Annotated in this window: 28 protein-coding genes; 9 read left to right on the top strand and 19 right to left on the bottom strand. The window is 63.6% G+C overall.

What is annotated here, in order from left to right:
• Positions 1-14 precede the first annotated feature (14 nt).
• From L1071_RS13405 to L1071_RS13420, 4 genes are all read right to left on the bottom strand, one after another.
• Positions 15-875, bottom strand: coding sequence for a glycine betaine ABC transporter substrate-binding protein (locus tag L1071_RS13405; protein WP_246975704.1), 861 nt, complete (start codon positions 873-875; stop codon positions 15-17).
• A 123-nt stretch (positions 876-998) separates the two neighbouring features.
• Complete coding sequence (locus L1071_RS13410) at positions 999-2,000, bottom strand: isopenicillin N synthase family dioxygenase (protein WP_246975706.1); 1,002 nt, start codon at positions 1,998-2,000, stop codon at positions 999-1,001.
• A gap of 57 nt (positions 2,001-2,057) precedes the next feature.
• On the bottom strand, positions 2,058-3,335 hold the full coding sequence (locus tag L1071_RS13415; protein ID WP_246975708.1) for a M24 family metallopeptidase: 1,278 nt from the start codon (positions 3,333-3,335) through the stop codon (positions 2,058-2,060).
• 53 nt (positions 3,336-3,388) lie between these two features.
• Positions 3,389-4,447, bottom strand: coding sequence for a HalD/BesD family halogenase (locus tag L1071_RS13420; RefSeq protein ID WP_378110080.1), 1,059 nt, complete (start codon positions 4,445-4,447; stop codon positions 3,389-3,391).
• Between the two features lie 4 nt (positions 4,448-4,451).
• Here L1071_RS13420 and L1071_RS13425 point away from each other — a divergent pair, with 4 nt between their 5' ends.
• The gene (locus L1071_RS13425; protein ID WP_246975710.1) at positions 4,452-5,339 is read left to right on the top strand and encodes a LysR family transcriptional regulator; all 888 of its coding nucleotides are present in this window, start codon (positions 4,452-4,454) and stop codon (positions 5,337-5,339) included.
• A 27-nt stretch (positions 5,340-5,366) separates the two neighbouring features.
• On the opposite strand, the gene L1071_RS13430 is transcribed toward L1071_RS13425, so the two are convergent.
• The 5 genes from L1071_RS13430 to L1071_RS13450 all read right to left on the bottom strand — a co-directional run bounded on the left by L1071_RS13430 (position 5,367) and on the right by L1071_RS13450 (position 8,247).
• On the bottom strand, positions 5,367-5,657 hold the full coding sequence (locus tag L1071_RS13430) for a HigA family addiction module antitoxin (RefSeq protein ID WP_246975712.1): 291 nt from the start codon (positions 5,655-5,657) through the stop codon (positions 5,367-5,369).
• Between the two features lie 13 nt (positions 5,658-5,670).
• Positions 5,671-5,952 (bottom strand): type II toxin-antitoxin system RelE/ParE family toxin, encoded by a 282-nt coding sequence (locus L1071_RS13435; RefSeq protein ID WP_246975714.1) that lies wholly within the window; start codon positions 5,950-5,952, stop codon positions 5,671-5,673.
• Between the two features lie 79 nt (positions 5,953-6,031).
• Positions 6,032-6,724 (bottom strand): DJ-1/PfpI family protein, encoded by a 693-nt coding sequence (locus L1071_RS13440; RefSeq protein ID WP_246975716.1) that lies wholly within the window; start codon positions 6,722-6,724, stop codon positions 6,032-6,034.
• A 156-nt stretch (positions 6,725-6,880) separates the two neighbouring features.
• Positions 6,881-7,594 (bottom strand): LysE family translocator, encoded by a 714-nt coding sequence (locus L1071_RS13445; protein ID WP_246975718.1) that lies wholly within the window; start codon positions 7,592-7,594, stop codon positions 6,881-6,883.
• Positions 7,595-7,641: 47 nt separating this feature from the next.
• Positions 7,642-8,247, bottom strand: a complete 606-nt coding sequence (locus tag L1071_RS13450) for a SagB/ThcOx family dehydrogenase (protein WP_246975720.1) — start codon at positions 8,245-8,247, stop codon at positions 7,642-7,644.
• Positions 8,248-8,471: 224 nt separating this feature from the next.
• On the opposite strand from L1071_RS13450, the gene L1071_RS13455 reads away from it, so the two are divergent.
• Both L1071_RS13455 and L1071_RS13460 read left to right on the top strand, forming a co-directional pair.
• Complete coding sequence (locus L1071_RS13455; RefSeq protein ID WP_246900153.1) at positions 8,472-8,747, top strand: BrnT family toxin; 276 nt, start codon at positions 8,472-8,474, stop codon at positions 8,745-8,747.
• A complete protein-coding gene (locus tag L1071_RS13460; RefSeq protein ID WP_246975722.1) occupies positions 8,725-9,003 on the top strand; it encodes a BrnA antitoxin family protein in 279 nt (92 codons plus the stop codon). Before L1071_RS13455 ends, L1071_RS13460 begins: the two co-directional genes overlap by 23 nt.
• 49 nt (positions 9,004-9,052) lie before the next feature.
• Here the strand turns inward: L1071_RS13460 and L1071_RS13465 are convergent, their stop codons facing one another.
• From L1071_RS13465 to L1071_RS13495, 7 genes are all read right to left on the bottom strand, one after another.
• Positions 9,053-10,267, bottom strand: a complete 1,215-nt coding sequence (locus L1071_RS13465) for a TraB/GumN family protein (RefSeq protein ID WP_246975724.1) — start codon at positions 10,265-10,267, stop codon at positions 9,053-9,055.
• A 109-nt stretch (positions 10,268-10,376) separates the two neighbouring features.
• Positions 10,377-11,588, bottom strand: coding sequence for a serine/threonine transporter SstT (gene sstT, locus L1071_RS13470; RefSeq protein ID WP_246975726.1), 1,212 nt, complete (start codon positions 11,586-11,588; stop codon positions 10,377-10,379).
• A 220-nt stretch (positions 11,589-11,808) separates the two neighbouring features.
• Positions 11,809-13,257, bottom strand: a complete 1,449-nt coding sequence (locus tag L1071_RS13475; RefSeq protein ID WP_246975728.1) for a TrkH family potassium uptake protein — start codon at positions 13,255-13,257, stop codon at positions 11,809-11,811.
• A gap of 46 nt (positions 13,258-13,303) precedes the next feature.
• Positions 13,304-14,677 carry a Trk system potassium transporter TrkA gene (gene trkA / locus L1071_RS13480; protein ID WP_246975731.1) on the bottom strand — a complete coding sequence of 458 codons (1,374 nt, stop codon included), beginning with the start codon at positions 14,675-14,677 and terminating at the stop codon, positions 13,304-13,306.
• A 93-nt stretch (positions 14,678-14,770) separates the two neighbouring features.
• A complete protein-coding gene (locus L1071_RS13485; RefSeq protein ID WP_246975733.1) occupies positions 14,771-14,977 on the bottom strand; it encodes a dodecin in 207 nt (68 codons plus the stop codon).
• Positions 14,978-15,013: 36 nt separating this feature from the next.
• A complete protein-coding gene (gene pncA, locus L1071_RS13490) occupies positions 15,014-15,661 on the bottom strand; it encodes a bifunctional nicotinamidase/pyrazinamidase (protein ID WP_246975735.1) in 648 nt (215 codons plus the stop codon).
• A 172-nt stretch (positions 15,662-15,833) separates the two neighbouring features.
• Positions 15,834-16,736 (bottom strand): LysR family transcriptional regulator, encoded by a 903-nt coding sequence (locus L1071_RS13495; protein WP_246975737.1) that lies wholly within the window; start codon positions 16,734-16,736, stop codon positions 15,834-15,836.
• Positions 16,737-16,929: 193 nt separating this feature from the next.
• Here L1071_RS13495 and L1071_RS13500 point away from each other — a divergent pair, with 193 nt between their 5' ends.
• On the top strand, positions 16,930-18,096 hold the full coding sequence (locus tag L1071_RS13500; protein ID WP_246975739.1) for an MFS transporter: 1,167 nt from the start codon (positions 16,930-16,932) through the stop codon (positions 18,094-18,096).
• Between the two features lie 118 nt (positions 18,097-18,214).
• Here the strand turns inward: L1071_RS13500 and rsmB are convergent, their stop codons facing one another.
• From rsmB to def, 3 genes are all read right to left on the bottom strand, one after another.
• Positions 18,215-19,531, bottom strand: a complete 1,317-nt coding sequence (rsmB, locus tag L1071_RS13505) for a 16S rRNA (cytosine(967)-C(5))-methyltransferase RsmB (RefSeq protein WP_246975741.1) — start codon at positions 19,529-19,531, stop codon at positions 18,215-18,217.
• Positions 19,528-20,502: a methionyl-tRNA formyltransferase gene (fmt, locus tag L1071_RS13510; RefSeq protein ID WP_246975742.1), complete on the bottom strand. Its 975-nt coding sequence runs from the start codon at positions 20,500-20,502 to the stop codon at positions 19,528-19,530. Before fmt ends, rsmB begins: the two co-directional genes overlap by 4 nt.
• A 98-nt stretch (positions 20,503-20,600) precedes the next feature.
• Positions 20,601-21,113 carry a peptide deformylase gene (def, locus tag L1071_RS13515; protein ID WP_246975744.1) on the bottom strand — a complete coding sequence of 171 codons (513 nt, stop codon included), beginning with the start codon at positions 21,111-21,113 and terminating at the stop codon, positions 20,601-20,603.
• Between the two features lie 245 nt (positions 21,114-21,358).
• On the opposite strand from def, the gene L1071_RS13520 reads away from it, so the two are divergent.
• The 5 genes from L1071_RS13520 to aroE all read left to right on the top strand — a co-directional run bounded on the left by L1071_RS13520 (position 21,359) and on the right by aroE (position 25,912).
• Positions 21,359-22,270, top strand: a complete 912-nt coding sequence (locus L1071_RS13520; protein WP_246975746.1) for a peptidoglycan-binding protein — start codon at positions 21,359-21,361, stop codon at positions 22,268-22,270.
• A gap of 11 nt (positions 22,271-22,281) precedes the next feature.
• Complete coding sequence (gene dprA / locus L1071_RS13525; protein WP_246975748.1) at positions 22,282-23,421, top strand: DNA-processing protein DprA; 1,140 nt, start codon at positions 22,282-22,284, stop codon at positions 23,419-23,421.
• A gap of 105 nt (positions 23,422-23,526) precedes the next feature.
• Positions 23,527-24,084: an L-threonylcarbamoyladenylate synthase type 1 TsaC gene (gene tsaC, locus L1071_RS13530; RefSeq protein WP_246975750.1), complete on the top strand. Its 558-nt coding sequence runs from the start codon at positions 23,527-23,529 to the stop codon at positions 24,082-24,084.
• A gap of 80 nt (positions 24,085-24,164) precedes the next feature.
• The gene (hemF, locus tag L1071_RS13535) at positions 24,165-25,085 is read left to right on the top strand and encodes an oxygen-dependent coproporphyrinogen oxidase (protein WP_246975752.1); all 921 of its coding nucleotides are present in this window, start codon (positions 24,165-24,167) and stop codon (positions 25,083-25,085) included.
• Entirely contained in the window at positions 25,082-25,912 is an 831-nt protein-coding gene (aroE, locus tag L1071_RS13540; protein ID WP_246975754.1) for a shikimate dehydrogenase, read from the top strand. Before hemF ends, aroE begins: the two co-directional genes overlap by 4 nt.
• Positions 25,913-26,041 lie beyond the last annotated feature (129 nt).

The following is a 26,041-nucleotide window of genomic DNA, read 5'->3' on the forward strand; positions in this document are numbered from 1 at the left end:
CGTGGGCGAAATGGTTACTCGCCAGCGGCGAGCCATTCGTCGATGAGGTCCTGGTTGTCATCGATCCACGTCTGCGCGCCCTCGACGGGATCGCCTGCCTTCTCGATATCGGCCATCAGAGTGCCGAGGCTGTCGTCATCCATGTGCCATTCGTTGAGCACCTGGGTGAGCCACGGGTCGTCATCGGTGAAGTTCTGGCGCGAGAACCAGTAGATGGTTTCGTTGTCGCCGTAAACGTTCTTGGGATCCTCGAGATATTTGAGATCGTATTCGGCGAAGGCCCAGTGAGGGCTCCATAGCGTTACGGCAATGGGCTCCTCGCGACTGTAGGCGTCGTCGAGCGCCGCCATCATCGCCGGCCCGGAGCTGTTGACCTGTTCGAGAGGCAGCGAGTACTCGTCGATCGCTTCGTCGGTCAGGCCGGCAATCGAGGATCCGGAGTCGATGCCGAGAATGGTGGGGCTGCCTTGGTATGCGAAATCGTCGGCATGTTCGCCGAGCTCGTCGAGGGTATCGATGTCGACATAGGTGGGCACCACGACGCCCAGTCCGGTGCCTTCATACCAGGCACCGTTGATTTCGACTCGGTCTTTATAGGGCTCGAGGTAGGGCGCATCGGTGGTGGGTAGCCAGATTTCTAGGGAGATATCGAAATCGCCATTGGCCAGGCCGCTGTAGAGGGCGTTCTTGCCCACATCCGAGAGCTCGATATCGTAATCGTACTTATCCTCGAGGATGATCTTCCACATATTGGCGACCGCGATGTTCTCGGCCCAGTTATTGGTGCCGATCACCAGTGACTTGTCCTCGGCGTGGGCCGTTGTCGCGGCACTGAACAAGGCCGCAGCGGCCAGGGGGTAGAGAACCTTTTTCATAACGTTATCCCTCGGGTTTTTGTGTAAATCGAAAATTCCATATTATATCTATTCGGTACATCGCGCGCCTATCGATAGCCATTAGCGCTCACCAGGCGCCTTCCGGCAAAGGGGAGGGCCGCCTCAGGTGTCGGCGGCAGGCGCGCGTTCCAGACCCTGAAATTCGACGAAGGCCTGCATGCGTTCCCACAGTCGGTCGCCGTAGATATAGCCGCCGTCGCCAGCTGCGTCGGGCGCTTCGATGACGGCATCCACCGCTGGTTCGAAGAAGAACGGGATCGAATGCCGCGAGCGAGTGCCGCCGACGATACGATGCTCCGTGGCCTGAATGCGCCCGCCGGACCAGTCCGCCAGCAGGCGCCCGAAGTTGACCACCAGCGCATTTTCACGCGGCGGCACTTCTTCCCAGTCGCCGTTTGGGGTGCGCACTTGCAGACCACCGACCTGGTCCTGCCACAGCAGCGTGATGAAGCCGTTGTCGCAATGCGGCACGCCGACCAGCCAGCGCTGCGCATCGCCACTGCCGTCGACGGCCGGCATGGCGGCCAGGGTCTCGGCCGGACGCTCGGGATAATGGATCAGGCGCAGTGTCGAATTGCCGTGATCGAAGGGCCGCGTGAGTGTCTCGCGCGGTATGCCGAGCCCCTCGGCCAGCGCCCCGGCGATCACGCCGCCGAGCGCTTCCATCGCTTCATAGTAGGCGGCGAGATCCGCTGACCAACCGGGTAGAACGGATGCCGGCGGCTGCGGTGTGGGCTCGCGCAGCGGGTCGCCGCTCTGGGTATCCGCTCGCTCGGGGTGAGCGATGTCCGGGCCGAGGTCGATGCCTTCCTTCCAGGTCGGGTCTTGGTTCTGGGGCGGAAAATAGCCGCGATAGACGTTGCGGTTGGCCGGTTCGAACTTGTGTCGCGCCAGCGCTTGCTTGTGCGCCGCGTCGAGCTCGAAGAAGCGCAGCAAGCGGGCGTGAATGTCATCAGCGAGCCCCAGTTGTGCCGGCGCGATGCCCACGGTCATGAAGCCGGAGTCGCAGGCGGCATCGACGATGGCACGGCGCGTCGCGTCGCGTGCCGGATCGTCGGCGAGCAGCGGCGTCAGGTCGATATGCGGAATCAGCGTCTGGCTCATGGGGCTCCTTGGGTGACAAATGAACGCAACGGTTGCCGGCGGCACTGGCCTGGTGTGTCAGTCGGCCAGCAACCGCTCATCAAGAGGATAGTCGGAAAGCAATTCGACCTGACCGTCGTCGCGAATGTAAAGCTGCTCCTCGAGCTTGACGCCTTCGCCACCGTCTTCGTGGCCGATGTAGCTCTCCACGCAGAGCGTCATGCCCGGCTGCATGATGCCGTCGTAGCCCTTGTCGTCGATGTCCTCGCGGTGAACGATGTAGGGATACTCGCCGGTCATGCCGACGCCGTGGGCCAATGCGAAATAACGCCGTGCCTTGTAGGGCTCGGGGATCTGCCAGGCTTTCTCGGCGTACTCCTTGAACGACACGCCCGGCGCGATCAGTGCCATGTTATGGCGCACCTGGTCGAAGGCCATGCGATAGAGCTCGCGTTGGGTCGCTGTCGCCTTGTCGTCGCCGCACAGGAAGGTGCGCGAGAAGTCGGCGTAGTAGCCATAGCGGCCGACCACGTCGGTATCCAGCGCCACCAGCTCACCGGCCTGCATGGCTCTATTGGAGCATTCCTGAAACCAGGGATTGGTGCGCGGCCCGGAGTTCATCAGCCGCGTTTCGACGTAGTCGGCGTCGGTGGCGATGATGTGCTGGTGCAGCTGCGACCAGACCTCGTTTTCCGTGGCGCCGGGATGAATCGACGCTTCCAGCTTGCGGACGCCGTTCTCCACCGCGCGCAGTGAGCTGCGTACCATCTTGATTTCGTTGGGCACCTTGATGGCGCGTGCGCGTTCCAACGGCACCTGGGCATCGCAGATTTGCCAGCCGTGTTCGACCAGCGCAAAGGCCGCGTGCGAGGTGGCGCTTTCGATGGCCACCTTGTCGCCTTTTTGCCCGCCGCACTGGCGTACCAATGCGTCGATCTCGTTCGCCCAGGCTTGGGTGGTCTGCTGTAGATTATCTTCACAGAAGTAATAGGAGATCGCCGTCGCCGGGCGTGTCTCGTCGATGCCGGGTAAGCCTTCGGTCAAGTGGCTGCAGCCGGAGAATTCGAACATCACCACCGGGCCTTGCGCCGGCACGAAGGCGTAGCGGGCCGGGTTGCGTGCCGAGTAGACCTGCATGTTGCGCGCGCCGGTGGCATAGCGCACGTGAGTCGGGTCGAACAGCACGGCGGCGACGATATCGCGCTTTTTCAGTTCCGCCCGGGTGCGGGCCAGTCGATCCAGGAGAATCTGCTGGATTTCTGACGGCGTTGGTTCGCACTCGGCGGGGTCGTGCGTCGGCGCCAGGATATCGGTGCCTTCCAGCAGCGAAGGCAGTGTAGATGACAAGCTGGTCATGGTCGGTTACCCGTTATTGGAATGAGAAAAGTCGTAGTTTTTAGCCACGTCGATTAATCGAGCAGACCGTCGGCGCGCCCTTCTCGGCGCTTTTCTGCCTCGATATGCGCTTCGGAGACACGTCCGTAGAGCTGGCGCGTGCGTTCCAGCCGGCCCACGACGCCCGGCTGCTGCGAATAGGCGAAGATCGCCGTGTGGCGCTCACGGTCACCACCGACGCGCGTCACCCGGTGCAGCGAGTAACGGCCCTTGAAGAGTTGCAGGTCGCCGGGGCGCAGCAGCAACGTACGCGGCGTGGTCTCGTCTTCGCCGCGAATCACCGCGCCGACGCCATCGTAGTTCTCGCCCGCCGGCGTGCGGATGTTGGGGCAGTACTGGAACTCGCCGCCGCTGTCCGGCATGTCGGTCATCATCGTGACGATGTATTCGTTGGTATCGTAGTGCCAGGGCTGTTCGGTGCCCGGCGGCAACACGTTCTGCACCAGCCCGGCGAAGGGATCGGCGTACTCGAACACCTCTTCCTCGTCCAGGCATGCGGCGACCAGGCGCTTCATCGCCGGCGACACGTAGAGCTGTTGAATCACCGTGTCCGCGGGGATCATGTCACGGGTTACGAAGCCGCTGGTGCGCTCCATGAAGATGCGACGCGGGTCGTTTTCCGGCAGCGTTGCGTCATCGCGGGTAAACCAAGCGTTGACGCGGCGGCTGGCATAATAGCTCTTGGCCGAGAGGTCACGTCCTTCCTGGCGGGCCTGCTCCAAGGCGTCGGGGCGCAGGAAGCCGCGCAGCACGGCGCAGCCTTCGCGATCCAGGTCCTCGTGAACCCGCGCGATTTCGGCTTGCAGGCGCGGGTCGTCGGCGTCATGCAGGGGGTAGCGCTGGGTGTCGACGAGTGCGCTCAGGTCGGTGCGTTCGGCGTCCGCCAGCCATTGCTGGGCCGGCTTGGAGGAGACGTCGGGCTGGGTCGTGGCAGCGGTGGTACCCATGGGGGCGTCCTCTCGATCAGCGGGATTGTCGGCATCAATGGGGCGGTCGTCGTCGCCGGTCATATTGGCCGGCGCGTCGACGTCCTCTATGCTGGACGGGTCCGTTCGATCAGGGAAACGAGTCATTCCAATGGCAGCCATCGGCATTTCCGATAGCACGCAGTTGGCGGCGCTGGACAGCGATTTGCTGCTGGCGTTCGTCACCGTGGCCGATAGCGGTGGCTTTACCGCAGCGGCGCGCTATCTGCACAAGACGCAATCGACCATCAGCCTGCGTATCAATACGTTGGAAACGAGGCTCGACACGCGGCTGATCGAACGCGGCAGTCGTCGGCTCAAGTTGACCGACGATGGCGAAACCTTCCTCGTCTATGCGCGGCGCTTGTTGCAGTTGCAACGCGAAGCGATCGCCGCGCTCGGCCGCTCGCAGCCGGTGACGCTGCGCTTCGGGCTCCCCGAGGATTACGCCGATACCTGGCTGCCGGCACTGCTTGAACGCTTCGGCGCTCGGCATCCCGACGTGCATGTACATATCCACTGTCGCATGTCGACGGAGTTGCTGGAGCAGCTAGAGAAAGGGTCGTTGGATATCGTGCTGGCGGTGCAGCATGAACCGAGTAGCGGTGGGCGCCCCGTGACCACGGAGGAGGTGGTCTGGGCGGCGCATCGGCGTTTCGAACTCGACGCCGAACGACCGATTCCACTGGCGCTGTTTCCGGAGCAGTGCGTCTACCGGCGTCGGGCGCTGGCCGCGCTCGCCGACATCGGCCGCGATTGGCAACTCGTCTCCACCAGTCAAAGCCCCAGCGGGTTGAAAGTCATCGTGGGGCAGGGCCAAACCTTGACGGTTGGGGAGCGACGCTTGCTTCCCGAAGGGTGGCAAGTGTTGGGCGCCGCCGAAGGCCTGCCGCCGTTACCGCCGGCGGTGCTCGAAGTACATCGCTCCCCCAGCCCTATGCATCCGGCCTTCGATGACTTCGTCGCCTTGATCGCCGAGGTACTGGAGGAGGGCGGTTAATACCGCCATTCGACATGCAGGGTTCGCTCAGGCCACCCGAGGACGAATGCCCTCAAAATGGCCGTGGCGTCTGGCTTCCTCCAGGTCATGGGCGTTCTGCAATCTCAGCCAATAGCCCGGGCTGGTGCCGAAGTAAATCGACAGTCGCAGATCCGTATCCGCCGTGATCGCTCGAGCCCCGCGTGTGATTTCACCGATACGCGTGGCAGGCACACCGATAGCCGTCGCTAGGGCATTCTTGGTCAAGCCTAGCTGCCCGATAAAATCCTCTAGCAGAATCTCACCGGGATGAATGTTGGGGAGCCGTTCTTCAGTCATGGTTTTACCTCCCTCAGTGATAATCGATGATTTCAGCATCATGGGCGTTGCCGCTCTCGAACCGAAAACAAATTCGCCACTGATCGTTGATACGAATGCTGTATTGTCCCTCGCGATTACCTTGCAGCGCTTCTAAACGGTTACCGGGAGGGATGCGTAGGTCGTCGAGTTGAGCGGCGGCATCCAACTGGCGCAGCTTTTTCAAGGCGGCGCGTTGCATGTCTTGTGGAAGCCTTCTAGTGACCTTGCCAGCGGCGATGGTGGCAGTTTGTTTATCCTTGAAGCTTTTGATCACGCCGGCCTCCTTTTGGTAAAGAATAACGCACAGCAGCATATGACGCAATGCGTTATATGTGGGCAGGCGATCAGCAGGGTTAGCGTTTTGTAGCGTAACGCTTGGCCAGGTGTTGTGCCTGTCGGTAACGAGAGGCCTGTATCTCGGCCATGTCGGCGACGACGTGGTCGTGGATGGCGGCTGGGGCTGTTTCGGGGCGTCCGGCATCAAACGGCGGCGCGGGCGCATATTCGAGAATCAGTTGAGAACGCTGAGCGGTCTCGTCATCGGTTAACTCTGCGATGACGGTCAGCGCGAAATCGATTCCGGCCGTAACACCGCCGCCCGTGATGATCTCTTCATCGCGCACTACACGTGCTGGGTCCGGGATGGCGCCGAACAATGAGAGCATGTCGCGCCACGCCCAATGACAGGCGGCTCGTCTTCCGTGGAGCAGCCCCGCCGCTCCCAGAATCAATGAGCCGGTGCATACCGAGGTCACGAACTTTGCGGTGCCGGCCAAGTGTCGAATGGCGTGGATAAAACGGACGTCCTCGGCTGCATCGAGGCAGCCCACGCCACCGGGAACGCAGAGGACGTCACAAGTCGCGATGTCTGTCAGGTCGTCCAGGTTGGAAAACGTCAATCCTTGGGCGTCAACGGGCTCCCCGTCGATGGATGCGACCACCACGTCGATTTGCGGCACCCGCGAGAAGAATTGATGAGGCCCGGTGAAATCCAGGTGCGTTACGCCGGGGTAGATCGGTATGACGATACGTATCTTCGAGTCCACGATAGCTGCCTCTGTAGAGCGGGTTCGAGGTTTAGATTAGCCTGTAGCGTGATAGTCTCAAATGACCTATAACCCTCGTTTTCCGCCATGACGCTATCGTTTGGCTTTCGCACCCTGACACTGCGCCGTATTGGGTTGGATCATCATTCTCCCGGTTTAAGTCTGGCGTTTTGCCAACGCCAACCACCCGGCCAGGCCAACCATTAGCGAGCCACTGATACCATCCATCCAGCGTTGCCGACTCAGACTGATGCTGCCGCGCCCGAGTAGATGCCCCGCGCCGGCATAGAGCAGCGCGCAAGCGAACTCGATCAGGATATAGGCCAGCCCCGCCAGCATGATGGCCGGTGCAAACGACGCTCCATCGGCATGCAAAAACTGCGGCAGGAAGAGCGCAAACAGCACATATGCCTTGGGGTTGGAAAATGCGACCAGCGCTTCCCGGCGTAGCAGCGGCCAGGCCTGCGCGGTTTCGACGCTCTCGCTCGGACTTACCGCTGTAGGTCGCCAAGCCGTGAGCAATGATCTCACTCCGAGATATGACAGATACCCCACGCCAATCCACTTGAGCACGCTGAAGAACATCGCGGAGGTGGCCAGCCAATGCCCAAGTCCCACGGCGACACCGACTACCATCAGCGTGAACGCTGCGAAGCGTCCGCAGGCCGCCGTCATGGCAGGCGTAACACCGACATGAAAACCATTGGAAAGCGATAAGAGCTGGTTTGCACCCGGGGTCAGCGCCATGACTATGGACGCACCGATCAGAAGCGGCCAATCGATGGAGGTAACCGCATCCGGGAACGCCTGCGTCATGGCCATGATAATCAGGGCCAGGAGGCCACTACAGAATAACGGGATGCGGATCATGGTCACTCCTTCCTTGGTAGAAAACCGTCAGTGACTCTCGGTGTTATTTATTCTGTCGATGTTCGATGCGTAATAGCCGGCCAACCGAAGCACAAATGGATTAGCGGTGTTATAGGCGCTTCGAGGGCCAGCGCTTCTGTCGTGGCCTCGTCGTGGAAGCCGGCGACGAGCACGCTGCCCAGTCCTTCGGCCGTTGCTTGCAACTGAATGTTCTGAGCTGCGGCGCCTGCCTCGATCCAAGCATAGCGTTGGCCGCGTGTCCCGTAGGGCGGTTGATCGCCGAATGCCTGTGTCGCGGTTTCCATGTCGGCACAGATCGTGATAATGCCGGCAGCCTGGCCGATCCAGGGTTGATCGTCGAGTGCAGCTTGCTGGAGTGCATCTCGTATGTCGTGGTCGAGGTGCGTTTTTAGCATGCAGTTTTCGGGGTCGAAGGTGTAGGTCGCTGCGTCCAGGTCGCGAATGCGCCCGGCTATTGCCAGCAAATGCAGGGGATAGAGGGCTCCCGCCGAAGGCACGCTGCGCCTACTGCCGGCATGAGTGATGCCTTGGGCAATCTCAAGCAGCCTGTCGAGCATTGCGCGAGGAACCGGTTGTGGGCTGAAATCACGACAGCTATAACGCGACCGGGCGATTTGCTCGAGCGATGCCATACGTCTCTCCTTGTGTTGCATGGATCAGCAATAATGGATGGCGTTCCCCAAGCACTGACGGCTGCATTGACTATTGCCAGACTCGTGGTGCCGACCACCACCAGGATATACCGGATCGCCTCTTTGAGGCTCAGCGGATTGTGTCATAGATTGCGCAATGTTGGATCTGCTTGGTCAAGCAAAATGAACTATCCTCCTTTTCTTTTTGTCCCTACAATTAAACCATGCGCATAGACTTCGACCCCAATAAGAGCGCCCGAAACGAACGAGAACGTGGTCTGCCCTTTAAGGCGGTAGAACACTTCGATTGGGAAGGGGCTACATATGAGCCCGATACGCGCCACCACTATCCAGAGCCTCGCTTTGTGGCAGTAGGGCGCATTGGTGATCGTGTTCACGTGGTGTGTTTCACGCCCATTGAGGGTGGGGTTCGAATTATCAGTTTTAGGAAGGCCAACCTGCGGGAGGTGCGTCGCCATGAGAAAGCCATTGACCGATAAACACGGCGAAGTTCGTGAACTGACCGATGAAGACTTCAAGCATATGCGTCCGATGGCAGAGGTGTTGCCCGTTGATCTCCAGCGCACCATTCGTCAGCGGGGGCAGCGCGGTCGCCAGGAGGCACCCACGAAGGTGAAGACCACCATGCGTTTATCACCTGACGTGATCGACCATTTCAAGGAGCAAGGGCCAGGCTGGCAGAGTCGCATTGACCAAGCATTGAAGGAATACATAAGGGAGCATCACCATGGATAGCCAAAGCCCCGGCGTTAGCTAGAGCTTTGGAGAATGGCGGCTTCCGGCATCACCCGAACAACTGCCCGGCGATGCGTAGCCCGGCGATCCAGGTGCCGGCGGCGGAGCCTAGCGTGGCGAGCAGGAACACCAGCAGCGTGCGGGCGACGCGGTTTTTCCACCAGCCGCGCGGTGCGCTGACGTCATGGCGCAGACGCGAGAAGTCGCCCACCGTGGGGCGGCGTATGGCGAGTTCTACGCCGGCGGCGACGAAACCGGCGCCGATGGTGGGGTTGAGCGAGGTCAGTGGCGCGGCGATGAAGGTCGCGATGATGGTCAGTGGATGGGCCAGTGCGATGACAGTGCCGAATGCCGAGAGTGCGCCGTTGATCAGGAACCATTCGCCGACCAGCGACCAGCCGAGTCCGGTATCGCGGGAGAAGCCGATGGCGAAGCCGGTCAGTACCAGCGCGACGATGACCCACGGCAGGGCTTTCCAAAGCTTGGAGCGGGCTGGGGTGACTTCCAGTGAGCGGCGTTCCTCGTCGATAGCTTCGGCGCTGGGCGGTTGTTGCCCCAGCGCTTGCAGATGCTCTCCCAGGCCTTTCATGTGTCCCGCACCGACGACCACCAGGATATGCCGTGGCGCTTTCCCGGCGACTTCCTCGCGTAGGCGCAGCGCCATGTAACGATCGCGCTCGCGGATCAGCGGCGCGTACAGCGACTCCGACTGTTCGGCGAACTCGGCGAAGGTCGACTCGAGCACATCGCCTTCCTTGAGGCGCTCGATCTCCTCGCTGGAGACTTTCTTGCGCGAGACAACGCTGCCCAGGAGTCCTGAGATCAGGCTCATGCGCTGCCACCAGGGCACGTTGTGATAGATGCGCTTGAGGGTCACGCCGATTTCGCGATCGACGAGATACAGCGGCAACTCCGCGCGCTGGGTTTCCTTGATCGCCATCTGCATTTCGGCACCCGGCGTGACCCCGGACTGCTCGGCGACGCGTTGCTGGAAGGCGCCCAGCGCGAGACTCGCGGCGACCATGCCGGCCTTGCCCTGACGCAGGACCTGGAAGAGATCCATCTTGGCCATGGCGTCGGGCTGGGTGGCGCTTTGATGGCGCGTGGGGCAAAGCTCGATGGCCACGGCGTCGAAGTCGCCGGAGCGAATCAGCTCGCGGACCTCGTCGGCGCTGGCACGCGAGACGTGGGCGGTACCCAGGAGGGTATAACGGGTCTCGCCCTGATCGATGACCTGGCGAGGGCCGGCGGGAGTATCGGGCATGCGGCGTTTCGCTTCGGTGGCGGAAAAGCTCGATTATCCACGAAGCCAGGGGTCGGGCCAAACTCGGCCCCGCTCGTCGATGCTTTGAGCGGGACGTCGAGTGTGCGGATCAGCGCTTGGCGCGGCACGCCGCGGCGGTGAACAACACGTCGGTGGACGAATTCAGCGCGGTCTCCGTGGCGTCCTGCACGACACTGATGACGAAGCCGATGGCGACGACCTGCATGGCCACGTCATTGGAAATGCCGAACAGGCTGGCGGCCATCGGAATGAGCAGCAGAGAACCACCGGCCACGCCGGAGACGCCGCAGGCAGCGAGCGAGGCGACGATGCACAGCAACAGCGCCGAGGCGAAGTCCACGCCGATTCCCAGGGTATGAGCGGCCGCCAGGGTGATCACCGAGATGGTGATGGCGGCGCCGGCCATGTTGATGGTGGCGCCCAGCGGAATCGAGATCGAATAGGTATCGGAATCCAGGTCGAGGCGTTCGCAGAGTTCCATGTTGACCGGGATATTGGCGGCGCTGCTGCGTGTGAAAAACGCCGTGATCGCACTGCCGCGCAGGCAGGCGAAGACCAGCGGATACGGATTGCGGCGTGTCGCCAGGAACACGATCAAGGGGTTGGTGACCAGTGCCACGAACACCATGCAGCCGACGATGACGGCGAGCAGATGGGCGTAGTCGAGCAGGGCATTCATGCCGGTATCCGCGAGCGTGCCGGCGACCAGGCCGAAGATGCCCAGCGGCGCGCAGCGGATCACCAAGCGTACGATGTTGGAGACGGCATCGGAGAAGGCGTTGAGCACTCCGAGCGTCGTCTCCGAAGAGCCGCGCAGCATCATGCCCAGCCCGATCGCCCACGCCAGGATGCCCACGAAGTTGGCGTTCATCAGCGCATGGATGGGATTGTCCACGACGTTGAGCAATAGATTGCGCAGGATCTCAGCGATGCCGCCCGGCGGCTGGCCGCTCGCTTGGGGCGCGTCGATGACCAGCGAAGTCGGGAGCGCGAAGCTGGCGACGACGGCTACCAGGGCGGCGCACAGGGTACCGACCACGTACAGCAGCAGCACGCCGCGAATATGCGTGGGTTGGCCGCGACGATGATTGGCAATGGCCGCCATGACCAGCAGGAAGACCAGCACCGGTGCCACCGCTTTCAGGGCGGAAATGAACACTTCGCCGAGAAGCGATATCGAGGCGGCGGCATCGGGCCAGACGGTGGCCACGACGACGCCGAGCACGATACCGATGACGATTTGCGGGATGAGCCCTAGGCGGGCCACCGCGCGAAAAGGGCTTGCGAGGCTGGTGGACATGACGCTTTCTCGAGGCTGAATAACGGATAAAGGCCCGTCGCGGTGGGCCGGGAAGCGCGCATGGTAGCATTGCCGCCATCGCGATTCCCGGCGAATTGGCCTCGCTGGCCTTAGCCTTTAGTGAGAAGAGAGTGTGAAAAACCGCCCATCCAGCATGAATCGGAGGGTTTTTGCCGATTCATGGTGAATAGTAATTCATGGTGAATAGTGCCGTATGAACTCAGCGTCGCCAGAACGCAGGCGTAAACAGCACCAGGATAGTGAAGATTTCCAAGCGCCCAAACATCATCGCCATCACCAGCGTCCACTTGGCGAGTGACGGCATGTCGCCGTAATGTTCGGCGACGCCGCCCAGTCCCGGGCCCAAGTTATTGAGCGCCGAGCCCACCGCTGACCAGGCGGTCACCTGATCCAGCCCGGTGGCGAGCAGGATCAGCAGCATCAGCACGAACAGCAGCATATAGGCGGAAAAGAATCCCCATACCGCTTCGGCCACGCCCCCGGAAATGCGCATCTTGCCGACCTTGATCGAAAACACCGCATTGGGGTGAATCAGGCGATGTATCTCGCGCAGGCCCTGCTTGAGAATCAACAGGATGCGGATCACCTTCATGCCCCCGCCAGCGGAGCCCGAGCAGGCCCCGACGAACGCCGCAATGAACAGCATGAACGGCAGCACGCCTGGCCACACGGTGAAGTCGGCGACACCGAAACCGGTGGTGGTGGCCATCGAGACCGCCTCGAACAAGCCGTGGCGCAGCCCCAAGGCGTCACTGTAGGTGCCGCTCACCATCAGCGTGGCGATGGTGATGGTGACCAATAGCGCCAGGAAGATCACGAAAAAGCGGAATTCGGGATCGAGCAGATAATGGCTCAGGCGCTTCTCGCGCCACACCGCGAAGTGCAGCCCGAAGCTCAGCGACGATATCACCATGAAGAACACGCAGATCATCTCGATGGTCGCGCTGTCGAAATAGCCGATGCTGGCATCGTGGGTCGAGAAGCCCCCCACGGCGACGGTCGAGAAGCTGTGCCCGATGGCGTCGAACCAGCTCATGCCCGCGAGCCAATACGCCAGGAAACACGTCAGGGTCAGAGCGGCATAGATGTACCACAAAGCCTTGGCGGTTTCGGTGATACGCGGCGTCAGCTTGGAGTCCTTGAGCGGTCCGGGAATCTCGGTGCGGTAGAGCTGCATGCCACCGATACCCAGCGTCGGCAGGATGGCCACTGCCAGCACCACGATCCCCATGCCGCCAAGCCACTGCAGTTGCTGGCGGTAGAAGCGTATCGACTCGGGCAGCAGGTCGATGCCGGTGAGAATGGTGGCGCCAGTGGTGGTGAGACCGGAAAACGATTCGAACACGGCGTCGGTGAACGATAGCGATGGATCCGTGGCGAGCATCAGTGGCAGCGAACCGAACAGCCCCAGTACGCTCCAGAACATCACGGTGATCAAAAAGCCATCGCGGGTACGCAGTTCGCGGCGAGCATGGCGCGTGGGCCAGTAAAGCAGCGCCCCGGTCACGAAGGTGATGCCGAGCCCGATGACGAAGGCGTCCCAGGTGGCGTCGTCGAAGATCAACGAAATCACTACCGGTGGCACCATGGTCAGGCTGAACAACATCAGCAAGAGCCCGACGATCCTCATGATCACCAGGAAGCTCATGGTAGTCGCCTTGCCGAAACGCGAGCCGTGGGTAACCGAATACTCATTAGAAGAACGTCAGCCCTACCTGGAAGAGGCGTTCGACGTCGCGGATGCGGCGCTTGTCGATGACGAAGAGAATCACGTGATCGCCGCTTTCCACCACGACATCGTCGTGGGCGATGATGACCTCTTTACCGCGCACGATGGCACCGATGTTGGTGCCGCTGGGCAAGTCGATCTCGTCGATGGTGCGTCCCACCACCTTGGAGGAACGCGAATCGCCGTGGGCGATGGCCTCGATGGCCTCGGCGGCGCCACGCCGCAGCGAGTGTACGTTGACGATGTCGCCGCGCCGCACATGGGTGAGCAAGCCGCCGATGGTGGCCTGCTGCGGCGAGATGGCGATATCGATCTCGCCGCCCTGGACGAGATCCACATAGGCGGCGTTGTTGATCAGTGTCAGCACCTTCTTGGCGCCCAGGCGCTTGGCCAGCATCGACGACATGATGTTGACCTCGTCGTCGTTGGTCAGCGCGCAGAAGATGTCGCAGTCCTCGATGTTTTCTTCCAGCAGCAAGCGCTTGCTGGTGGCACTACCGTGTAGCACCACGGTGCGGTCGAGACGCTCCGAGAGCACCGTGCAACGCTCCAGCTCATGCTCGATGATCTTCACTTGGTGGCTGTGCTCGAGCGTCTCGGCGAGGCGTTCGCCGATGTTGCCGCCGCCGGCGATGATCACTCGGCGGAAGTCACGGTCGACCTTGCGCAGCTCGCTCATCACTGCGCGAATATCCTTGCGCGCGGCGATGAAGAAGACTTCGTCGTCGGCCTCGATGACGGTGTCGCCGTGAGGAATGAGGGCTCGGTTGCGACGGTAGATCGCCGCCACGCGGGTGTCCACGTTGGGCATGTGGCGCCGCAAGAAGCCTAGTTCCTGCCCCACCAGCGGGCCGCCGTAGTAGGCCTTGACGGCCACCAACTGGGCCAGGCTACCGGCGAAGTCGAGTACCTGCAGTGCGCCGGGATATTCGATCAGGCGGCGAATATGGTCGGTGACCACTTGCTCGGGGCTGATCAACACATCCACGGGGATCGCATCGTGGGAAAACAGCCCCTTGCGCGTCAGATAGGCGGTAGCGCGGACGCGGGCGATCTTGGTCGGCGTACGAAACAGCGTATGCGCGACCTGGCAGGCGATCATGTTGACTTCGTCGGAGTTGGTCACTGCGATCAGCATGTCGGCGTCTTCGCCCCCGGCCTGGCGTAGCACCATGGGGTAGGACGCCGTGCCGACGACCGTGCGGATATCCAGACGGTTGTGCAGTTCGCGCAGACGCTTGGTATCGATGTCGACGACGGTGATGTCGTTTTCTTCGCTGGCCAGGTGTTCGGCCAGCGTGCCGCCGACTTGGCCGGCGCCGAGAATGATGATCTTCATGCGTGGGAATCCGCGCTCAGTGACTGGCGCGTAGCATAAACCAGGCAGCGCCCCCAATGACAGGGGCGCGGCGGCGCGTGGGCACGAGCCCGGTCAGTCGAGGGAGAGGCCCACCTTGAGGGTGACCTGCCAGTGGCCCACGCGCCCGTCTTCAAGATGGCCGCGGGTGTCGGTGACCTCGAACCAGCGCATGCCGTGCAGACTTTCGCGGGCCTTTTCCAAGGCCTTGTTCACGGCATCCTCGATACCGTGCGGTGAGGTGCCTGTCAGTTCGATGTGCTTGTAGACGTGATCGCTCATGGCGTTCTCCTTGCGCTTCAAGTGCGATGGATTGACTCAAGCGCCGATGATCTCGACGCCGAGCCGAGTGAGACGCTGCCGCGTGGCGGTGTCCGTGTCATGGGTGACCGGGCGTGTCAGCGGCCACAGAAAGCGTGTCTTGAACCCCGCGGCGATGGCATCTTCGGCGCTCCACAACACGCAGACATCACGCGCCAGGCCGCAGAGATAGACGCTGTCGACGCCACGCTCGCGTAGCCAGCCGGCCAGCCCCGTGGTGGGGCGTGTGCCATCGGGTCCCAGATTGTTGCGAAAGGCGCTGTAGGAATCGATGCGAGGGTCGCATCCCTTGCGCACGATGAGATCCACCGGTGCCCAGTCGAGTTCGGGATGCAGGCGGGCACCGGACGTATTCTGCACGCAGTGATCGGGCCACAGGGTCTGCGGTTCGCCGTACAGGTCGAGCGTATCGAAGGGCTGATAGCCCGCATGCTCGCTGGCGAAGGATATGTGCCGCGCGGGATGCCAGTCCTGGGTCGCCACGACGTGCGCGAAACGTCGCTCGTCGAGCAACTGGCTCAACCCCGGCAGGATGGCATCGCCATCGGCGCAGGCCAACGCCCCGCCGGGCATGAAATCGCCTTGCACGTCGACGACGAGCAGGGCACAGCGCGTATCGATGATCTCGAGGGCATCCTGCAACACGAAGGCTCCACTCAGGGGTGCGATGCTCTCAGTATCGAAGCCGCGTACGCCGCTGGCAAGTCGGGAGCGGCGTAGGCCTTAGCCATGCGCAGATGTGCTTTTGCGCAGACGCGCGTAGAAGAAACCGTCGTGACCTTCGAGACGGGGCAATAGTTGGCGCAGGTGGTACTCGCTACAGCCGTTCGACCAGGAAGTCGACAAAGGTACGTACCCGCAGGGGCATGTGGGTGCCGCCGACGAAGACCGCGTGGATCTCTTCCACATCGCCTGGATTGTAGGTCTCGAGCAGTGGCACCAGTGTTCCGGCTGCGATCTCCGCCGCCACGCTGAAGGCGCCGACTCGGGCGATACCGGCCCCGGAACGGGCGAGCTGGCCCAACGTCTCGCCATTGTTGGCCTCGATCGTGCCATGCACGCTCATGGCATGGTCACCTTCGGCGTCGCGGAAGGGCCAGGTTGGTTCGGCGCGGCGGAAATTGAAATTGAGACAGTTGTGGGCGTGCAGGTCCCCCGGCACTCGCGGCATGCCATGCCGAGCCAGATATGCCGGTGAGGCGACGATCACGCGGCGGTTGTTGCCCAGACGGCGAGCATTGAGCGAGCTGTCCGGCAGAAGCCCGAAGCGAATGCCGACATCGGCCTCGCCGGCGGCGATGTCTACTACGGTATCGGTCAGGTTGATATCCACCAAAATCTCCGGGTAGCGCGCGCTGAACTCGCCCAGTAATGGCACCACGCAGAGGCGCCCGTGGGAGAGCGAGGCGCTGACTCGCAATCGTCCCCGCGGTGCACCCAGATCGGCGATCGCCTGCTCGGCTTCGTCGAGATCGGTGAGAATGCGCCGCGCTGCCTGCAGATAAGCGTTGCCTTCCGCAGTGATGGTGAGCTCCCGGGTGGAGCGCAGTAACAGGCGCACGCCGAGTCGCGCTTCGATTCGGTCGACCGTGCGGCTCACCGCCGAAGGGGTTAGACCGAGCTGTCGCCCCGCCGCCGAGAAGCTGCCCGCCGATGCTACCGCCACGAACACCTCCAGTGCCCGGGTTCGATCGTTCGGCGAGAGTGCCTTTGCATCCATATCAAAACTCCTTGGCCCCGTAGGCGGCTACACACGGTCGAGAATGGCTTTTACCTTTGCCTAAACATCAATCAAGGAAAGCCGACATGCAACATTCTCGCTTGCGCGTTTCGCCGACTCATGAGGTCTCCGGGGCCGAATTCGCGCGTTCTTTGCGCGACACGTCCACTCGACTGAACAGGAGGGGCGCGGCATGAAACTCAATCCTCCTCTTCTGGCGCTGGCCACTGGCGCCTTTGCCATTGGCGTCTCCGAATTCTCGCCAATGGGCCTGCTGCCGATTATCGCCAGCGACCTCGGTGTCTCGATTCCCTACGCAGGGTTGCTGATCAGCGCCTACGCCATCGGCGTGATGCTGGGGGCGCCGCTGATGACGTTGACCACCGGCTGGATGCGGCGGCGCACGCTGCTTATCGGTCTCTCCGCCATCTTCACCCTAGGCAATCTGCTCGCGGCGCTGGCGCCGAACTACGCCATGCTGCTCATCGCGCGGCTTGCTACCTCGCTTAATCATGGCGCCTTTTTCGGTGTCGGCGCGGTGGTCGCCGCTAGTCTGGTGCCGCCCGGGCGCGGGGCGAGCGCGGTGGCGGCCATGTTCACCGGACTGACTGTGGCCACTGTGGTGGGAGTGCCGCTGGCGACCTGGGCGAGCGAGCAGTTAGGCTGGCGCGCGCCTTTCTGGGCCATCACCGCGCTCGGGTTGAGCACCATGGTGGCACTGCGGCTGACGCTGCCCGACCGCCCAGCCCCGGCTGGTGGCGGGGCATTGGCGGAGCTCAAGGTGTTGGGTCGGGCCCCGGTACTGACGGCACTGGCGCTCACCGTACTCGGGGCCAGCGCGATGTTCACGGTCTACACTTACATCGTGCCGATTCTGCAGGTTGAAACCGGCGCCTCGATCGGCTTGGTGACCACACTGCTGGTAGTCTACGGCCTGGGGCTGACGGTCGGCAACTGGGTGGGGGGACGCGCAGCGGATCGCTCGGTGGATCGCACGCTGATCGTAACGCTGGCGGGCTTGAGTCTGGTACTGATCGCCCTGGCGCTATTGATGCCGTTCAGCGTGCCGACGAGCGTGTTGATCTTTCTATGGGGGGTGGCCAGCTTCGCCATCGTGCCGCCGCTGCAGGTACGGGTGATCGCCGCCGCCGGCGACGCACCTAACCTGGCCTCGGCGGTCAATATCGGCGCCTTCAATCTCGGCAATGCGGTGGGCGCGGCCTTGGGTGGTGCGGTCATCGCGGCTGGACTGGGCTATCCTGCGGTGCCAGCGGCGGGTGCGGTGATGTCCGCGCTGGCATTGATGGCGGTGTTGCTCGCCGCCCGAGAACGTGGCGGTGAAGCTGCGGCGTGCGGGTAGGCGTGTAGCGGTGAAACTCATTGCAGTGGGGTGGTGTGGAAGACCACCGCGCCGCTGCGCTTCTTCTGGAGGCTCGGAGCGCTGTCGGCGAATGCCGGTCAGTGCTGTCGATTGGGTCTCAGACGGCCGCTTTCTGCAGACGCGCGTAGAAGAAGCCGTCGTGACCTTCGATGCGCGGTAGCAACTGGCGCCCGGCACCGGCGGGGCGACCCCAGTCGACATCGAGCTCATCGGCACTGGCATCCGGGGTGCGGGCGAGGAAGGCCGTGATTTGATCCATGTTCTCCTCCGGCATCACCGAGCAGGTGGCGTAGAGCAGCGTGCCGCCGGGGGCGAGGGTCTTCCACAGCGTGTCGAGCAGACGCGCCTGCAGCGCGGCGAGTTCGCGGATATCGCGGGGGCGGCGCAGGCGCTTGATGTCCGGGTGGCGGCGAATGACACCGGTGCCCGAGCAGGGCGCGTCGAGCAGCACGGCATCGAAAGCCTGGCCATCCCACCAGTCGAGGCGGCTGGCGTCGGCGGCCAAGGTGGTGGCCTCGAGCCCCAGGCGCGTCAGGGTGGCGTCGACGCGGCCGAGCCGCTCGGCGTCGCTGTCCAGGGCGGTAAGCTCGAGATCGAAGGCTTCGAGCAGGTGCGCGGTCTTGCCGCCGGGGGCGCTGCAGGCATCCAGGACGCGGGCCCCGGGTGTCGTGGCCAGGGCCGCTTCGAGTAGCGGTGCGGTCAGTTGGGCGGCTTCGTCCTGCACGCTCACTGCACCTTCTTCGAAGCCGGGCAGGGCGCGCACGTCGCAGGCTTCATGCAGAGTCACACCATCCGCCGCGTATGGCGTAGGGTCGGCGGCCAGGCCGGCGTCGCGCAGGCGGGCCAGGTACGTCTCTCGATCTGAGTGGCGGCGATTGACCCGCAGCGTCATGGGGCCAGGCTGGTTGTTGGCCTCGGCCAATTCGCGCCAGTCGTCGGGCCAGGCCTCGCGCCAACGCGTGAGCATCCATTCGAGATGCAACAGCGCGATGCTGGGGTCGCGGTCGACCTGCTCTTGAAGTGCCTGAGTATCGCGCTGAAAGCGGCGCAGGCAGCCATTGAGAACGCGCGTGGCCCAGCCCTTGCCCAGCGCGCGGGCGGCGCCAGCGGTTTCGCCCACGGCGGCGTGCGCGGGGACACGCATGTAGAGAAGCTGATAGAGACCGAGCAGCAACAGCGCCTGGACGTCCTGATCGCGGCGCTTGAAGGACTGACGCAGCAGGAGCTTGGCCAGCGCCTCGAGGCGCGGCAGCGTGCGGCAGACACCGAAGCACAGCGCCTTGGCGAGGCCACGGTCACGCCCCTCGATCCCGGCGGATTCCAGGGTACTATCTAGGGCGTTCAGCGAGCCCTTGCCGTCGAGTACGGGGGCCAGGGCGGAGGCGCAGACGGCGCGAATGTCCGGGGTACTCATGAGTTGGTCTCCTGACCCAGTTGCTGTCCCGCTGCGAAGCGCTCGCCACGGGCGTTGAGCAGATCGCGCACCGCGAGCGGCTTGCCGCCGGGCAACTGGGCGCGAGTGATGTGCAGCACCTGTGTGCCGTCGGGGCCGCAGGCGATGCGCAGGGCATCGGCAGCGTTCTCCAGCAGCGTACCGGGGGCCGCAGCGGTACCGCTTTCGGTGCCGGGCTCAGCCAGCCACAGACGTAGCGGCTCGCCGGCGAGACGCGTCCAGGCCACCGGCCAGGGATTGAAGGCGCGTACGCGGGCGGCGAGTTCGGCGGCAGGGCGCGTGAAGTCGAGCTCGGCCTCGGCCTTGCTGAGCTTGGTGGCGTAGGTGACGCCCTCCGCCGGTTGAGGCGTGGCGGTCAGCCCGGTGTCGGCCAGGGCGTCGAGCGCCTCGACGATGGCTTTTCCGCCCAACGCTGCAAGACGGTCGTGCAACTCGCCGCTGGTAGTCGTCGCGGTGATCGGCGTGTCGCGTACCAGCAGCATGTCGCCGGTATCGAGGCCGGCGTCCATCTGCATGATGGTTACGCCGCTTTGCGTGTCGCCGGCTTCAATGGCCCGCTGAATGGGTGCCGCACCGCGCCAACGGGGCAACAACGAGGCGTGTACGTTGAGGCATCCCAGGCGCGGGATATCGAGCACCGCTTGCGGCAGTATCAAGCCATAGGCGACCACGACCAATACGTCGGCGTTGCAGTCGGCGAGTGCCTGCCGGGCGGCGTCATCCTTGAGCGTGGTGGGCTGATGGACGGGTAGATCGTGTTCGAGCGCCAGCGCCTTGACCGGGCTGGGCGTGAGCTTGCGCCCGCGTCCCGCGCCACGGTCGGGCTGGGTATGCACCGAGACCACCTCATGGCGGCTTTCGAGCAGCGCCGCGAGGCTGGCGGCGGCGAAATCGGGCGTACCGGCGAAGGCGACGCGCAGGGAGTGGGACATCGGGCGGACTTCCGTAACGGCTTGCGTGTTCGTTCAATGCCACGGGCCGGCAAGTGCCGGCCCGTTTGGCGAGTGCTAGGCGAGAGAGAGGCGTGGCCTCAGGCGTCCTGCATGGCCTTGTGGCGTTTCTGCATCTTTTTCATGATTCGATCACGCTTGAGCGGCGAGAGATAGTCGACGAACAGCGTGCCTTCGAGATGATCGCACTCATGCTGGATGCAATGCGCGAGCAGGCCGTCGGCCTCCAGCTCGTAGGGCGTGCCATCGCGATCCAGTGCCTTGAGCGACACCCGCAATGCACGGGGCACCTCGGCGTAATGGTCGGGGATCGACAGGCAGCCTTCCTGCATGGGCTCGCGCTCGTCGCCCAGCGGGGTGTATTGGGGATTGATCAGTACGCGGGGTTGCGAGCGATCACTGCTGACGTCCATGACGATGACGCGGCGATGCACGTCGACCTGGGTCGCAGCCAGGCCGATGCCTTCGGCGTCGTACATGGTGTCGAGCATGTCGTCGACCAGCGTACGGATCTCGTCGTCGACGGTCTCGACGGGCGCCGCCTTGTTGCGCAGGCGCCTATCGGGAAATTCGAGAATGGTCAGCTTGGCCATGGCGTTAAGAAAACCGTTATGCTGTCACGTGAAATTTGTCCGCTAGTGTAATGCGCCACCGGCGGGAACGGAACCGAAAGGGCGCCGATGTCCCCCGATAGCCAACGGCTATGCGGAGCGCCGCCAGTAGCGTGAAGCGGGCGGCGGAACATATGAAAAGTATAGCAGTGCGGCCTGACGCATGCCGAGGGCTGAAAGCATCGGCTGGCATGCCAACGTGCGAGCAATCAGAAGAAGAGACGATCATGTGGGCAGGATATGGCGGGAACGCTGCCGGGTGGCGGCGCGGCGGTAGACTGTTGGGGCTCGGGCTGGTGCTGGTGGGCGTTGTCGGCATGGTATCCGTCGCTGAGGGCCGAGATGAACCGCAGGAGGTCGTGCATCTGTCCCCACGTGTGCGTGAAGTGCCGCCGAGCGAGGCGGCTCCTGCCATCAAGCGCCAGACGGTAGCCCCCTTCCTGAATGAATATCGCTTCATCGACTCTCGCGCCACGCTGGACGATACGCCCTACGTCGTCGCGGGCGAAGAGGGGCATCAGTTGATCGGCAGCGGCGACCGCGTTTATGTCCGTGCAGGCGAGGAAGCTGCACGCTCGCATGACGTACAGCGTGTCATCTATCGTCCTGGCACGGTCTATAACGACCCGCAAAGCGACGCATTGCTGGGCATCGAGCTGCGCGCCGTAGGCGAGGCCCGCTGGATGAAGCGCGAAGGCGACCTGGATGTCTTCGAGGTGCGCAAGGCACGTCAGGAAATACGCCCCGGCGATCGCCTGCTGCCGTATCGCGAAGACCCCCTCTCCCTGGCATTTTCTCCGCATGTTCCCGAGCATGCCGTCGATGGCGAGATTCTGGGCGTGCCCGAGGGGGTTCATTATATCGGTCGGCATACCATCGTGGCGCTCGATCTGGGACGTACGCAGGGCATCACGCCTGGAACCGTATTGGCCCTGGATGCTGCGCCGACGCAGGTGAGCGACCCACTCGAAGGCGATACCTTGCACCTGGCGGGTGAGCCTGGCGGCTTGGCGATGGTGTTCGAGAGCTTCGCGCGGGTCAGCTACGCGCTGGTCATGGAGGCCTCACGGCCTCTGGAGGTGGGCGATGGCGTGAGCACGCCCGAGCGGAGTGCGTTGACGTCGTTGGAGGCACAGTGAGGAAGGTGCGCATGATGACAGCGAGAGAATGGTGTGCCCTGGCGCACCTGCCGAAACTCGGCGCGCGGCGTCTGGCGGTCATCCGCCGTGAGCTGGCTGCGCAAGGCTTGGCAGATGACTGGCCCGAGGCCTGGCTGGCGGCAATGCCCGCCGGACCGCGCGACACGCTGCGGCACTGGCTGGATCACCCGGCAAAGAGCCCTCTGGAGGCGCCGGTTGCGGCGGCCTTGGCGTGGGAGGCGAGCCAGCCAGCGCATCATCTCTTGCATCCGGGTCATCCGGCCTGGCCCGCCTTGCTCGATGAAATCGTCGATCCGCCGGCGCTGCTCTGGGCCAAGGGCGACTTGGCTGCCCTCGACCTGCCGGGCTTGGCCATGGTCGGCACACGTCGCCCGACCCGTGAAGGCAGCGATAATGCGGCCTTCTTCTCCCGTGAACTCGTGGAGGCGGGCTTCGGCATCGTCAGCGGTATGGCGCTGGGGGTCGACGGCGTGGCCCAGCGGGCGGCGCTGGATGCCGGCGGGCGCAGCGTGGCGGTACTCGGCTGCGGCGTGGATGTGATCTACCCGCCTCGCCATGCCGGCTTGTATCGTCGTCTGCTCGACGAAGGCGGCCTGCTGCTCTCCGAACATCCCGCCGAGACGCGGGCCCATGCGCGCTATTTCCCGCGTCGCAACCGCATCATCACCGGGCTGTCACTGGGCGTGCTGGTGGTCGAGGCGGCTGAGAAGAGCGGCTCTCTGGTCAGCGCCCGCCTGGCGATGGAGCAGAACCGTGAGGTCTTCGCGATTCCCGGCTCGCTGCACAACGTGCAGGCGCGCGGCAATTTAGGGCTGATCCGCGAGGGTGCCTGCCTGGTGCGCGAGCGCGACGATATTCTCGAGCAGCTTGGCCATTGGCAGGCGTTGAACGCGGTGCGGCCCGAGACCGATGCTGCGGCGCCGCCGGCGCGTGCAGAGCCACCGACACCTACCGATGTGCCCCAGGACCCGTTATTGGCGCTGTTGGACACGGCCCCTACGCCGCTGGATGTGCTCGTCGAGCGCAGCGAGCTGGACGTCGGCGGTTGCCAGATGCGCCTGCTGGAACTGGAACTCGCCGGCCAAGCCGCGCAGGTTAGTGGGGGGTGGGTGCGTCGCGCCACGCGCTAGGCCTAGGCTAGGCCCCAAGCCTGCGACAGCGTGGCGCGACGTCTTCCCCCGCGTGCGTGATAAGATGGCTGCATCTTGTATTGCCGTGAAGTGAAACCTCTCGCCATGTCAGAGACTTCCGATACTTTCAAGCACGCCGTGGCGGCATTGCGCCGCGGCGCCCTCGTGGCTTATCCCACCGAAGCGGTGTGGGGGCTGGGCTGCGACCCCGATGACGATGCCGCCCTGGGGCGGTTGATCGAACTCAAGCAGCGCGACCCCGCCAAGGGATTGATTCTGATCGCCGGGTCGGTGTCGCAACTGGCGCCCTGGCTGGAAGGGCTCGATGAGGCGCAGCGCGCGCGTCTGGCAGCTCTCCAAACGGTGCCCACCACCTGGCTGGTGCCCGACAACGGCCGTGCGCGTCCGTTGTTGCGCGGCGAGCACGCCACCTTGGCGGTACGCGTCAGCGATCATCCCTTGGTACAGGCGCTGTGCGACGCTTTCGGCGGTCCGCTGGTCTCGACCTCGGCCAATCGCGCCGGCGAGCCGCCCGCGATGAGTGCCGACGATATCCGGGCGACTTTCGGTGAGGCGGTGACGCGCGTCGACGGGGCGCTGGGCGGATACGCGCGGCCGAGCACGATCCGTGATCTGGCAAGCGGCGAGGTCCTGCGCGATTGAGGCGTGCCGGTGTGTCGTATGCCTTGCGTCATAGCCGGGCGCTACATGATCAAACCAACCGATAATCCGAGGAGCGTGACGTGGCACACCCCCATCTCGACAAGGTGAAGGAGTATCTACTCGACTTGCAGGAACGTCTCTGCGAAGGCTTGGCCGCCGAGGATGGCGAGGCCTTTCGTGAAGACAGCTGGACGCGCGAGTCGGGCGGTGGCGGTCGCTCGCGGGTGATCGAGAACGGTAACGTGTTCGAGAAGGGCGGGGTCAATTTCTCGCATGTCTTCGGCGAACAACTGCCGGCCTCAGCCTCGGCCGCGCGGCCCGAACTGGCCGGACGCAGCTTCCATGCCGTGGGGGTGTCTTGGGTGCTGCATCCGCATAATCCGCACGTGCCCACCGCGCATGGCAATGTGCGCTTCTTCATCGCCGAGAAAGACGATGCCGATCCCGTCTGGTGGTTCGGCGGCGGTTTCGACTTGACGCCGTTCTATCCGGTGTTCGAGGACGTGGTTCACTGGCACCGCGTAGCCCGCGATACCTGCGCGCCTTTCGGCGACGAGGTGTATCCGCGCTTCAAACAATGGTGCGACGATTATTTTAAGCTTCATCATCGCGGCGAAACGCGCGGCGTCGGCGGGTTGTTCTTCGACGATCTCAACGAGTGGGACTTCGAGCGCTGCTTCGCGTTTCAGCAGGCGGTGGGCGATGCCTTCCTCGAGGCTTATATGCCCATTGTACAGAGGCGTCGCGAGACGCCTTACGGCGAGCGCGAACGCGACTTCCAGGCGTTCCGCCGTGGGCGCTACGTCGAGTTCAATCTGGTCTGGGATCGCGGCACCCTGTTCGGGTTGCAAAGCGGTGGGCGCACCGAGTCGATCCTGATGTCGATGCCGCCGCTGGCCCAGTGGCAGTATTGCTGGACGCCCGAACCGGGCAGCGACGAGGCGCGCCTGGCCGATGAGTTCCTGCACCCGCGCGAATGGCTCGCGGAGGCTGAGGCATGAGCGATCGTTATTGTGTCTTCGGGCATCCTGTCGGGCATTCGCGCTCGCCACGCATTCATGCACTGTTCGCCGAGCAGTGTGGGCAGGCCATGACCTACGAGGCCATCGAGGCGCCGCGCGAGGACTTCGCGGGCGCTTGGCATGCCTTTGTGGCCGCCGGCGGATGTGGCGCCAATGTCACCGTGCCGTTCAAGGAGGAGGGGTATCGCGTGGCGGATGTGCTCAGCCAGCGCGCTCGCCGGGCCGGGGCCGTCAATACGCTGATACATGGCCGCGATGGGCGCACCTATGCCGATACCACCGATGGCGTGGGGTTGGTGCGTGATCTCGAGGCGCACGGCGTGACGCTCGACGGCGCGCGGATTCTCGTGCTCGGCGCGGGCGGCGCCGTACGTGGCGTGCTCGATCCGTTGCTGGCGGCGGGTCCGCAGTCTCTGCATATCGCCAACCGTACGGCCGAGAAAGCCGTCAGCCTGGCCGCCGACTTTCACCCGCAAGAACGTGGGCAGCATCAAACGCGCGTGACGGGTAGCGGCTATGACGCCCTGGAAGGGCCATTCGATGTGGTCATCAACGGCACCAGTGCCTCGCTGGGCGGCGAGTTGCCGCCCTTGCCGGAGACGCTGTTGGCGGCTGATGGTGTAGCCTACGATATGATGTATGCCGCCGATCCGACCGTCTTCTTGCAATGGGCGAGCGCGCGTGGCGCGCGCACGATCGATGGTCTGGGCATGTTGGTCGAGCAAGCTGCCGAGTCATTCTTTTTGTGGCGGCACGTGCGCCCCGACACCGCGCCAGTACGCGATACGCTACGCCGCGAGCTTTGAAATCGCGCTGGTACCCAGGTTCAGTCGCTTCCAGGCCAAAGCTATCGCCGTTGGTTGGCGACTGGCCTCTGATGTGCGAGCGAATTTATTCGCGATCAGAGGCCTGAGCCAATCGGGAACAAGTTCCCT

The organism is Chromohalobacter sarecensis, assembly GCF_023061135.1.
Lineage (GTDB): Bacteria > Pseudomonadota > Gammaproteobacteria > Pseudomonadales > Halomonadaceae > Chromohalobacter > Chromohalobacter sarecensis.

What these genes read in the sequence shown, in the direction of transcription:
- L1071_RS13405 (WP_246975704.1), bottom strand. Translation starts at nt 875, where the DNA reads ATGAAAAAGGTTCTCTACCCCCTGGCCGCTGCGGCCTTGTTCAGTGCC.
- L1071_RS13410 (WP_246975706.1), bottom strand. Translation starts at nt 2,000, where the DNA reads ATGAGCCAGACGCTGATTCCGCATATCGACCTGACGCCGCTGCTCGCC.
- L1071_RS13415 (WP_246975708.1), bottom strand. Translation starts at nt 3,335, where the DNA reads ATGACCAGCTTGTCATCTACACTGCCTTCGCTGCTGGAAGGCACCGAT.
- L1071_RS13420 (WP_378110080.1), bottom strand. Translation starts at nt 4,447, where the DNA reads ATGACTCGTTTCCCTGATCGAACGGACCCGTCCAGCATAGAGGACGTC.
- L1071_RS13425 (WP_246975710.1), top strand. Translation starts at nt 4,452, where the DNA reads ATGGCAGCCATCGGCATTTCCGATAGCACGCAGTTGGCGGCGCTGGAC.
- L1071_RS13430 (WP_246975712.1), bottom strand. Translation starts at nt 5,657, where the DNA reads ATGACTGAAGAACGGCTCCCCAACATTCATCCCGGTGAGATTCTGCTA.
- L1071_RS13445 (WP_246975718.1), bottom strand. Translation starts at nt 7,594, where the DNA reads ATGATCCGCATCCCGTTATTCTGTAGTGGCCTCCTGGCCCTGATTATC.
- L1071_RS13450 (WP_246975720.1), bottom strand. Translation starts at nt 8,247, where the DNA reads ATGGCATCGCTCGAGCAAATCGCCCGGTCGCGTTATAGCTGTCGTGAT.
- L1071_RS13455 (WP_246900153.1), top strand. Translation starts at nt 8,472, where the DNA reads ATGCGCATAGACTTCGACCCCAATAAGAGCGCCCGAAACGAACGAGAA.
- L1071_RS13460 (WP_246975722.1), top strand. Translation starts at nt 8,725, where the DNA reads ATGAGAAAGCCATTGACCGATAAACACGGCGAAGTTCGTGAACTGACC.
- L1071_RS13465 (WP_246975724.1), bottom strand. Translation starts at nt 10,267, where the DNA reads ATGCCCGATACTCCCGCCGGCCCTCGCCAGGTCATCGATCAGGGCGAG.
- sstT (WP_246975726.1), bottom strand. Translation starts at nt 11,588, where the DNA reads ATGTCCACCAGCCTCGCAAGCCCTTTTCGCGCGGTGGCCCGCCTAGGG.
- L1071_RS13475 (WP_246975728.1), bottom strand. Translation starts at nt 13,257, where the DNA reads ATGAGCTTCCTGGTGATCATGAGGATCGTCGGGCTCTTGCTGATGTTG.
- trkA (WP_246975731.1), bottom strand. Translation starts at nt 14,677, where the DNA reads ATGAAGATCATCATTCTCGGCGCCGGCCAAGTCGGCGGCACGCTGGCC.
- L1071_RS13485 (WP_246975733.1), bottom strand. Translation starts at nt 14,977, where the DNA reads ATGAGCGATCACGTCTACAAGCACATCGAACTGACAGGCACCTCACCG.
- L1071_RS13495 (WP_246975737.1), bottom strand. Translation starts at nt 16,736, where the DNA reads ATGGATGCAAAGGCACTCTCGCCGAACGATCGAACCCGGGCACTGGAG.
- L1071_RS13500 (WP_246975739.1), top strand. Translation starts at nt 16,930, where the DNA reads ATGAAACTCAATCCTCCTCTTCTGGCGCTGGCCACTGGCGCCTTTGCC.
- rsmB (WP_246975741.1), bottom strand. Translation starts at nt 19,531, where the DNA reads ATGAGTACCCCGGACATTCGCGCCGTCTGCGCCTCCGCCCTGGCCCCC.
- fmt (WP_246975742.1), bottom strand. Translation starts at nt 20,502, where the DNA reads ATGTCCCACTCCCTGCGCGTCGCCTTCGCCGGTACGCCCGATTTCGCC.
- def (WP_246975744.1), bottom strand. Translation starts at nt 21,113, where the DNA reads ATGGCCAAGCTGACCATTCTCGAATTTCCCGATAGGCGCCTGCGCAAC.
- L1071_RS13520 (WP_246975746.1), top strand. Translation starts at nt 21,359, where the DNA reads ATGTGGGCAGGATATGGCGGGAACGCTGCCGGGTGGCGGCGCGGCGGT.
- dprA (WP_246975748.1), top strand. Translation starts at nt 22,282, where the DNA reads ATGATGACAGCGAGAGAATGGTGTGCCCTGGCGCACCTGCCGAAACTC.
- tsaC (WP_246975750.1), top strand. Translation starts at nt 23,527, where the DNA reads ATGTCAGAGACTTCCGATACTTTCAAGCACGCCGTGGCGGCATTGCGC.
- aroE (WP_246975754.1), top strand. Translation starts at nt 25,082, where the DNA reads ATGAGCGATCGTTATTGTGTCTTCGGGCATCCTGTCGGGCATTCGCGC.